The organism is Methylomonas rivi, from assembly GCF_024505165.1.
Lineage (GTDB): Bacteria > Pseudomonadota > Gammaproteobacteria > Methylococcales > Methylomonadaceae > Methylomonas > Methylomonas rivi.
On the sequence record NZ_JANIBK010000144.1, the window covers coordinates 1 to 9,869 of the forward strand.

The window sequence follows — 9,869 nt, forward strand, 5'->3', positions numbered from 1 at the left end:
GCCCCGGCGCCGCAGCCTGGCTTCGGACACGGCGTTATACAAGGCGGACGCGGTGATCGGTTTGTTCAGAATGGCGTCGGCGACTTCCGCGCCCGCTTCGCGCGCCAAAACGTCCCTGTCGTGCGCGGTAGCCATCACGATCAGCGGCGTGTCGGGCAAATCGCCCAGCATTTTCCTAATGCGTTGAGCCGCCTCGAGGCCGTCCATGCCGGGCATGCGCCAGTCCAGCAGCAAAATGTCGGGCAGTTTGTTGTTCTCCGACCGGGCAACGGCCCGCTGCACGGCTTCTTCGCCCGATGCAACCACTTCCGGATTCCAGCCCAGGCTGCGTACGGTTGCGGCCAACATGTCGCGCGCGACCGGATGATCGTCGGCAATCAGCACATTCTGAAAAGCCATGGCGGGTTGCACATAATCCCGCGGCTCGACGCGTTCCATCGGCACCGTAAACCAGAATTCGCTACCCCGGCCTAGGTCGCTGACCACCCCGATTTCGCCCGCCATCAATTCCACCAGGCGGCGGCAAATCGATAACCCGAGCCCGGTGCCGCCGAAGTGGCGCGTCGTGGAGGTATCTTCCTGGGCAAAGGCGTTGAACACTTCCGCCTGCTTGTCCGCGGCAATGCCCTTGCCGGTATCCTTGACGCTGAACCGCAAACCCTCCCGCCCTTCGCCGGTGCCGGTTAGCGCCAGCGTCAGGGTCACGCTGCCGCGCTCGGTAAACTTGAGGGCGTTGCTGATCAGATTGACCAGTATCTGTTCCAGGCGCAAGGCATCCCCGACCAGACAATCGACACCCGACGGCGCCGGCCCCATGATAAATTCGACATCTTTTTTATATTCCACGGCCGACATCAGCGTAGCCACGTTATCCAACACATCGTTCAGCCGGAACGGCGCATGCTCGATTTCCAAGCGGCCGGAATCGATTTTGGAGAAATCCAGAATGTCGTTGATGATGCCTAGCAGCGAGCGCCCGGCGATGCGGATTTTTTTTACCAGCGCCAGCTCGTCGGAACCGAGCTTGGCTTTTTCCAACAGGTAAGCCAGTCCAAGAATGGCGTTCATAGGCGTGCGTATTTCATGGCTCATATTGGCCAGGAAATTTCCCTTGACGCTGGCCAGACGCTCCGCCTCTCGTCTGGCCGCCTGCAATTCGGCCGTGCGCTCGGCCACGCGCTGCTCCAAGTCATCGTTCATTTTCAAGATAGCGTCCTGAGCCCGTTTGCGTTCGGAAATATCCACGATCGTGGCCAACACAAAGGCCTGGCCGTTATCGCGGTAAGGACTCAAACCGATCTCGAGCGGGAAAATGCCGCCGTCCTTACGGGTGCCGTACAAATCCCGGCCGGCGCCCATCGCTCGACTGGCGGGACTGTGCAGATAGGCCGCGCGCCATTGCGCGTGCGGCCGCCTATCCGGTTCGGGCAGCAATATTTCCAAGGGTTGGCCGATCAACTCCGACAGCGGATAACCGAACATGGCTTCGAAGGCAGGGTTGGCCATGACGATCCTGCCCTCGGCATCCACCACCAGTAAACCGCTGGTATTGGCTTCGAACAGCATCCGGAAACCGGCCTGCGCTTCCTGTAGCCTATGGGCCGCTTCTGCTTCGCTACGCGCCAGCGCCGCCGCCTGCTCGGCTTGCGCGCGCGCCGTTTTTGCCTGGATCAAGCGGCTAATGCCGAAGCCGAACAGCGAGAGCACGATGAAGGCGCTGCCTATCTTGGCCGGCCAAACCTGCGTTTCCAGCACCTGCAAATCGCTCGCCGGCAGATGGGAGACTACTTTCCAGTGTATGTCATGCGCCAGCCGGGTATCGCGTTCGGGAACGGGCGATACCGAGTTCCAGGTCCAAACGCCATCCGGCAACCGGACTTGCCCCTTGCCGGTCTTGGATATTGCCCGCCAGGCTTCCGGGTACCGATTGCCCAAGGTCACTTCCCGCTGAAACATGAAACCCCATTCGTCGGCCTCGTCGGGACTCTTGAGCCAATAGCCGTCGGCGTTGAGCAGCATCATGCGTCCGGCCGCGGGACCGGCGCTGTTGACGAAGGTATTCAGCATCGAACGGGCCGCAATGTTGATAATCAGGATGCCGCGCGGATTTCCCGCCGCATCGAATACGCGGGTTGCCACCCTGATGGTCGGTTTAAGCGGCATCTCGATTTGGTTGTTATCCATGTTCAAATCGAGCGGCGATATATAAATCACGCCATTTTCGAGCCGCATGGTATCGATGAAAAAGTAACGGTCGCGCTTGTCCTGCAATTGGCTTTCGGGCACCGGAACCGGTTGTCCATCCCGGTTATTGACGCGCACGCGTTCCCGGCCGTGCTCGTCTATCCAGCGCACTTTATCGTAACTGGGGTTGCGCGACATTAAGGGAATAAAAGCCTCGCGCATCGACACGGGGTCGTGCTCCTCCAGGGCCTCGTAAACCCCGCGCACTTGCGCTTCATTGACCAAACTGACCAGATGGCGGATCGGCACCGCCAATTCCTGGTCCAAACGCCCCTGACTCAACTCCACATAGGCATTTTCCTCGGCCATCAACATGGATGTTTCGACTCTGATGCGCGATTCGCCCAAAGACCAGGTACCTACCGCGACCAGCGCCACGAGAGGCAGAAACAGCAGAAGGAAATCCGCTAACCTACCGCCTTGTCTTAGAGCATTAAGGCCGGAGAGTAATCTTTTTGAAGGGGTCGAAAAATTTTCCATATACCTTACAAAAATAATGAATAATTTTCGGCCGCGCTTTGCGGGATCGGGAGCCAATCGATCGGCGCCGCAAGCGACTCGATATCAACGGCTGCTAAATTGCTTGAATCGATCCTTGCCTAGCCGCTGAAAATAATTAGGAAAAATAGGGCGGTAACGCAATCCGCATAAGTTATACACCAGACCGCCTACCGTTTAAAACAATAAATTTTAAGGCTCGGGCCGAAAACTATCTATCGGCCAAACAGAGGCGTATTTTTTTTGCTATCAGCCCTTGGTGACCAGGAATAAAGCTTGCCTATTTCTCCACGCCTTGTGCCGGGCCGCTTCCGGGTGGGACCGGCCCCGCCCCGAGCTCTCAAGGCAAACCGAAAACCAAAGAACCCAGGGTTACAAGAGATCAATCGGACAGAAGCGAAGGCGGCGCTACATTCTTCCGGGAAAAGATGCGCCCCGAGAAAATCGGCCTAACGAAACGCGCCAGCGGACAGACACTCGGCTAAAACTCCAGACGGGCGCCTAATGTGAACAAATGGCTTTCCACGCTTCTGTAACCCAGCAGGGCGTCGTAATTGAAGAAACCGCTGATGCCGTGGGCAAAGGTACCGGATACGCCGGTTCCGACCGTGAAATAGTTGCGGTCGGGCGAACTAGTCACGGTATTGAAGGATAAGCCGCTGGTGGTATCGCCCAGGAAACGTACCGCAATATTGCGGCTGCCATCTTTATATTGATGATGCCATTCGCCGCGAATGTTGGGCATTAACACGCCCCAGGAAGTGCTCATGGCATACGAAACCTGAGTACCGAGCGTGGTGGTGACCGACTCGACCGTTTGATCGTTATACGCCATCCCCCAACCGGCACCGCCGGTTTCGCTGAAGCCGTCTACGTCCAGCTTAAGGTAATTGACTTTGGCATAAGGGTTAAACGTCCATTGTTGCATCGCATAGTTGTAGCCGCCGCCGAAACTGATCGCATACTGATTACCGCCTGGCGTGCCTTTGGCCAATGCATTCACCGTCTCGGCCGGCACACTGTATTGGATGTGCCGGGTGGATTCGTAATTGACGCCGCCGACGCTGGCGATACCGTCGAAATAGAGATTGTCGGTAGCGTAATAGGTGCCATAAAACGCCCCTGTATACGCATTGCTGTCCAGGCTGCCGCCACTGCGATCGAAGCTGGATTCGCTGCGCATATAGGTAAATGCGGTACCGATCACCAAGGCATCGCTGAATCGGTAATCGAGACCGAAATTGATGCTGCCGCTATTGAAGTTATAGCCCAGTTGGTTGAATTCGGAGTCGACGCTACCGGTATTGAAATTACCGTTGATAAAGCCGCCCAATTTATCCCAGCCGCTTACTATATCCCCTGCCGCGCCGCCGGCCGCCGAGGGTAGCGAGGCCAGATTGACCGGCAACGCATTTTTCCCCAGCCCCGCCACTTGAAAGCCCCTGGCCCCTGCCCTGATGGCCGCCAAACGCCCGGCAATCACATTAAACGAGGTACGGGTGGCGGAGACACCTTGAGAGGGAATCTGCTCGGGAGAGACTTGTTGCAGTGAATTTAAAACGTCGCTTACGGCTCCCTGCTGTGCCGCGGTCACAACCTCATTACAACGCGCCTGAAAATCGGCAAGATTGGTGCCTTGCGGACAGGCGATTTCAATGACATTCGCCATACTTTGTTGCGTGGTATCCAACTGCGGCGTTGCTTGCAGCAAACCGCTGATATTCGAAACCGATTGAGCATGGCTGGACGCCGCCGCCATCAGCACCGCGATCGCGGCGCTCAATTTTAAGGTTAGGAACGGGCGGCGGCCCGGGCTCGAATAGTGACCGTAGCTATAAACGTTGGACATCGGCTTTACCTGCTAAAAATTATCGCTGAATTGCCGGTTACCGGCGGCGGACAGAATGCAACCGTGCGCCCGGCTGTTGACGGATAAGTTTAGCCGAAAAAAACCATGTGACCCATTTCACACCGGCACCCCCCTTTAAAAAGGTCCGCCGGTCCGGATTTGCCTACCCTTCGGCCTTGTCCGCATCGGCGGTAAAAATCGGATTGTTTTTATCGTCTTCGGTCAATTTGGCTTTTTCTTCCGGATAAATGTGCCAGAAGGATTGGTCGATGGCGCCTTCGGTATAGCTGTTTTTACGGCTGTGGCCGAACGGGCACCACCAGTTTTCGACCACTTTCACCAGGTAGGCATGCCATTCGAACAAGCCGACGCTATAGGGGCAGTACCAGGTGCAGTTCAGAATCCAGAATAATTTGGATTGCGCCATGCTGAGCTTGAACGAACCGTCCATGACAATCTGGTTTTTCAAGTTATACCGGTGGCTGGCCCGGTCCGGCAGAAAATCACCCCATTTTTTAACATTTTGCGCACCAACAAACTTCAAGCTGTAATAGGTCAGATAGGCGCTGGTAATCACAAACGGCAGAGTCAAAATAGGCAGGTAGACAAACAACAGGCCAATTGCCCTGGATGTCACCGACATTTTTTGATGGTGGCAACCGATATTGACGCGGTCACCGCAGGATTCGCAGGCTTTCATGAAGTTTTCTCCGTGGATTGAGGGTTTAAGGGCTGCTCGGGTTCGAGCAATTGAAAAATGCGTAAGCAACCTTCGCAGCAAAATTGCTTCAACCCGGCTGGATGGCGGTAACTAAATCCCGCCACTTTTACAGGTTGACCGCACAGCTCGCAAGGGTCGACAGTTTTTTTCATAACAACAGACTTTATATGCGCCCGGATACCGCGCAAAAAAAAGTTTTCAAATATTCCGTTTCCGGCATGGCCGGCAGCACCGGATGGTCGGGCCCCTGGCCGCCGCTGGCAAAAAATACCAAATGCCGGTCGATATGCCGAGCAGAGGAACGCAAAATCTCGTGCAAATCGGCCCGGCTCAAATGGTGAGAGCAAGACGCCGAAACCAGCAGGCCGTCGTTGGACAGAACCTGCAAGGCCAGATGATTAAGGCGCCGATAGGCTTCATAACCGGCTTTGTAATCTTTTTTACGCTTTATCAAGGCCGGAGGATCCAACACGATGGCGTCGAAATGCAGGTTTTGTTCCCAGGCCTGTTTCAAATAGTCAAACACATCGCTACGCACGAACCGCATGCTTTCCCCCACGCCGTTCAAAGCCGCGCTTTCCGCCGCCAAAGCCAACGCGGTTTCCGAGCTATCCACGCAAGTCACGTCCACCGCCCCGGCAACCGCGGCGGTAATACCCCAGGCTCCGGCATAACTAAATAAATCGAGCACTTTAAGGCCCTTGGACCAGCCGGCAAACTGGGCCCTGCTGCAACGATGATCGTAAAACCAGCCGGTTTTTTGGCCTTCCGCGACATTGATCAAAAAGCGGGCATTATTTTCTTCGATCAACAGTTTTTCAGGCAGCTCGCCATGGGCCAGTTCCGGCTCCAAACTCAGATTCTCCAATTGCCGTTGGCTGGTGTCGTTTTTTAACAGGATGGCCGCCGGCTGCAGCAAATCGACCAACACTTTCACCAGCAATTGTTTGTGTACTTCCATGCCGGCGGTGGTGATTTGCACGGACAGCACTGCGTCATAGCGGTCGATAACCAAACCCGGCAAGCCGTCGCTCTCGCCGAACACCAGCCGGTAAAACGGTCGCTCGAACAAACGCTGCCGCAAAGCCAAGGCCTGCGCCAGGCGGGCTTTGAAAAACTTTTCGCCTATGGCTATATTGGTTTTGCGGGTCAATAAACGCGCGCAAATCAGCGCGTTGGGGTTGAGGTAAGCCAGACCCAACGCCTTGCCGCCGCTATCGTTGACCACCACGACGTCACCGGCGCCGAAGGCATCCAGCGGACTGCGCTTGGTATCGATTTCGTTACTGAACACCCATAGATGCCCTTGCCGCAGGCGCTTGTCTTCGTGTTTTTTTAGGAATAACTCGGGATAATCCATGCTTTACATCGCAGTAAGAGTGAAGCCGGCCACATCGGGCGCGGAGACGACTAAAGGTAGCTGTATCTGTTCGGTATGATTGGCGGCCAACAGAGCATCCCGGGTATAAGTCCCGGGCCGGAACACCCGTTCCGCCAGTAAGCGACCGCTGTAATCGTTGAGCGTAAGTTTCAAGGCCGGCAAGGCTTGGGCAAACGCGGCCTGATTGGTCAACGCAGCCGTTAAAACATAGCGTTGATCGAGATGAGCTTGCCATTCGCTGTGCGATAGCGACCATTCCGCCGGATTGTTATAGGCGGGCATACGGCAACCCGTGATGCGGCAAAATTGCGTCAATCCTTGGTAGATCCAAGGTTGCCGAAGCAAACTATCGCTTTCAAAGTAGCCGATTTGCGCCAGCAGAACCATTAACAGCAAGGCGTTGCCGATTCGCCAGCCCTTGCCCACCGGCTGTTTGTCCGCCGCGGCAAGCAGCAAGTCTTCATGTTGCGGAGAACTAACCGTCTCGTCGGCCGTCTCGGTCAGCGAGGGCAAGGCATCGAAGGATTTTCCGCAAGAAACGCAAGCCGTTACCCCCCGGCCTTCGCGCAATTGCCGGGGCGTAAGCTGTTGCTGGCAATCGCAATACGGACAGCGGCTAAACATGTTTACGCCGGCTTCTCGGCATCCAGACGGCACCAGTCTTCCCGACTGACCGGCTCGGCGACCGTGAGGCCTTGGGCCCGATAGGCCTCGGCCACGGCTTGGGCCTGCTCGTTCAAGATGCCAGACAAAATCAAGCGCCCGCCCGGTTTCACCAAGGCGGCAATGACGGCAGACAATTCGATCAGGGGTTTGGCCAAAATGTTCGCCACCACAATCTCCGCGCCGGCCACGGCAAACTGTTCCGGCAGGTAATAACTGATGCGAGCCAACACCCGGTTCTTCTCGGCGTTGTATTGGGTTGCGGTCAATGCTTGAGGGTCGATGTCCACGCCATGGGCATGTTCGGCACCCAACAACAAGGCCGCGACCGCTAAAATGCCCGAGCCGCAGCCGTAATCGATCATGACTTTTTGTTGCAAATCCTGGCCCGCCAGCCATTCCAGGCACAAGGCGGTCGTGGGATGCGTACCGGTACCGAAGGCCAAGCCCGGATCCAGCGTCATGCAGACCTGGCCCGCGTCATCGACTTCCTGGCCGCTGGGGCACACCCACAACTTGCCGGCAAACTGCATGGGCTGAAAATGCTCCATCCAAGCCCGTTCCCAGGCCTGATCCTGGATCACTTCCGTCACCCATTGTTGTAGCGGCCGGCCGATGAACTGGTTGACCACCAGGGTTTGTACCACGTCGGGATCGGCGTCCAATTCAAATAAAGCGGTAACCCGGGTGTTGCTCCAAATTTGGGTCTGGTCGATGGCCGGCTCGTAGACCGGCTCGTCCTCTGCGTCGCTATACGTCACGGAGACCGCGCCCAATTCGCTAAAAAAATCCGACAACTCGGGAGCGGTATGCTCGTCAGTCACAACTGAAAGCTGATGCCATGCCATAGTCTGCTTTAGATGATGAGTAAGCCGTGCGCGCCATGCCCGGCGCGCACGTTACTGTATTAATGAATACCCAGTTTCTTTTCCAGATAATGGATGTTTTGGCTACCCGCGGCAAATGCCGAATCGGCCATGATGCTTTGTTGCAGAGGGATATTGGTTTTAATGCCGTCGATCACCATTTCGCTGAGCGCGGTTTTCATGCGGGCGATCGCGCTATTGCGGTCGTCGCCGTGCGCGATCAGTTTGCCTATCATGGAATCGTAATACGGCGGCACCTTATAACCGTTATAGATATGGGTTTCGCAACGGATACCCGGCCCGCCCGGCATGTGGAACTGGTCGATCAAGCCGGGGCTGGGCATAAAGGTTTTCGGATCTTCGGCATTCAGGCGGCATTCGATGGCGTGGCCGGTAAAACGCACCTGATCCTGGGTGACGGACAAAGGCAAGCCGAAGGCAATCCGCAACTGTTCCTTAACGATATCGAAGCCGGTGATCATTTCGGTGACGGGGTGTTCCACCTGTACCCGGGTATTCATTTCGATAAAGAAAAACTCGCCCTTTTCATATAAAAACTCGAAGGTGCCCGCACCCAGATAACCGATCTCGATACATGCCCGCGCGCAACGCTCGCCTATTTGTTTACGTTGTTCTTCGGTAATACCGGGCGCCGGTGCTTCTTCCACCACTTTTTGGTGGCGGCGCTGCATCGAACAATCGCGTTCGCCCAGATGTATGGCATTACCGTGCGAGTCGGCCAACACCTGAAACTCGATATGCCGCGGGTCCTCCAGGAACTTTTCCATGTAGACGGTGCCGTTTCCGAACGCCGACATCGCTTCGGCTTTTGTCAACTCGATCGCATTGACTAGCGCCGCTTCGGTATGCACCACCCGCATGCCGCGGCCGCCGCCGCCGCCGGCCGCCTTGATAATCACCGGATAACCGATCTCCCTGGCCAGTTTAAGATTGGCTTCATCGTTATTGGATAAGGGGTCGCCGTTGCCGGGCACACAGGGAATGCCGGCTTCCAGCATGGCTTTTTTAGCGGAGATTTTATCGCCCATCATGCGGATGGTTTCCGGCTTTGGGCCGATGAACACAAACCCGCTTTGGCTGACTTTCTCGGAAAAATCGGCGTTCTCGGACAAAAAACCGTAACCGGGATGAATCGCTTGAGCGTCGGTCACTTCCGCCGCACTGATAATGGCCGGAATATTCAGATAGCTTTGCGCGGAAGGCGCGGGGCCGATACAGACGGCCTCGTCCGCCAAACGTACATGTTTCAAATCGCGGTCGGCTTCGGAAAATACCGCGACGGTTTTAATTCCCAGCTCGCGGCAAGCGCGCAATACGCGTAGAGCTATCTCGCCCCGGTTGGCTATAACAATTTTTTCGAACATAGTAGTCACCCGGCCTGTTATTCAATAATGAATAAAGGCTGACCGTATTCAACCGGGTGGGCGTTTTCAACCAGAATTTGCTTGATCTTGCCGCTTTTATCGGCTTCGATCTGGTTAAGGATTTTCATCGCTTCGATGATGCACAAGGTTTGCCCGACCGCAACCGACTGGCCGACTTCCACAAACGACGGCGAGCCTGGCGACGCGGAACGGTAGAAAGTACCGACCATGGGCGATTTAACCACGTGGCCGCTGACTTTTT

Annotated in this window: 8 protein-coding genes; all 8 read right to left on the minus strand. The window is 55.9% G+C overall.

The genetic code is table 11. The features are described 5' to 3' along the window. The coding region (locus tag NP596_RS17650; RefSeq protein WP_256616713.1) for an ATP-binding protein at positions 1-2,622 on the minus strand (2,622 nt) is incomplete at its 3' end. A gap of 601 nt (positions 2,623-3,223) precedes the next feature. Continuing rightward, positions 3,224-4,525, minus strand: coding sequence for an autotransporter outer membrane beta-barrel domain-containing protein (locus NP596_RS17655; RefSeq protein ID WP_256616714.1), 1,302 nt, complete (start codon positions 4,523-4,525; stop codon positions 3,224-3,226). A gap of 229 nt (positions 4,526-4,754) precedes the next feature. Beyond that, positions 4,755-5,291, minus strand: a complete 537-nt coding sequence (locus tag NP596_RS17660) for a hypothetical protein (protein WP_256616715.1) — start codon at positions 5,289-5,291, stop codon at positions 4,755-4,757. Positions 5,292-5,475: 184 nt separating this feature from the next. Next, entirely contained in the window at positions 5,476-6,672 is a 1,197-nt protein-coding gene (locus tag NP596_RS17665; RefSeq protein WP_256616716.1) for a class I SAM-dependent rRNA methyltransferase, read from the minus strand. Positions 6,673-6,675: 3 nt separating this feature from the next. Next, positions 6,676-7,317 (minus strand): DUF3426 domain-containing protein, encoded by a 642-nt coding sequence (locus NP596_RS17670; RefSeq protein ID WP_256616717.1) that lies wholly within the window; start codon positions 7,315-7,317, stop codon positions 6,676-6,678. 2 nt (positions 7,318-7,319) lie between these two features. Continuing rightward, complete coding sequence (gene prmA, locus NP596_RS17675) at positions 7,320-8,204, minus strand: 50S ribosomal protein L11 methyltransferase (protein WP_256616718.1); 885 nt, start codon at positions 8,202-8,204, stop codon at positions 7,320-7,322. A 59-nt stretch (positions 8,205-8,263) separates the two neighbouring features. Next, on the minus strand, positions 8,264-9,607 hold the full coding sequence (gene accC / locus NP596_RS17680) for an acetyl-CoA carboxylase biotin carboxylase subunit (RefSeq protein WP_256616719.1): 1,344 nt from the start codon (positions 9,605-9,607) through the stop codon (positions 8,264-8,266). A gap of 17 nt (positions 9,608-9,624) precedes the next feature. Then, positions 9,625-9,869, minus strand: a 245-nt coding sequence (gene accB, locus NP596_RS17685; RefSeq protein WP_256616720.1) for an acetyl-CoA carboxylase biotin carboxyl carrier protein, incomplete at its 5' end; no start/stop codon positions are given.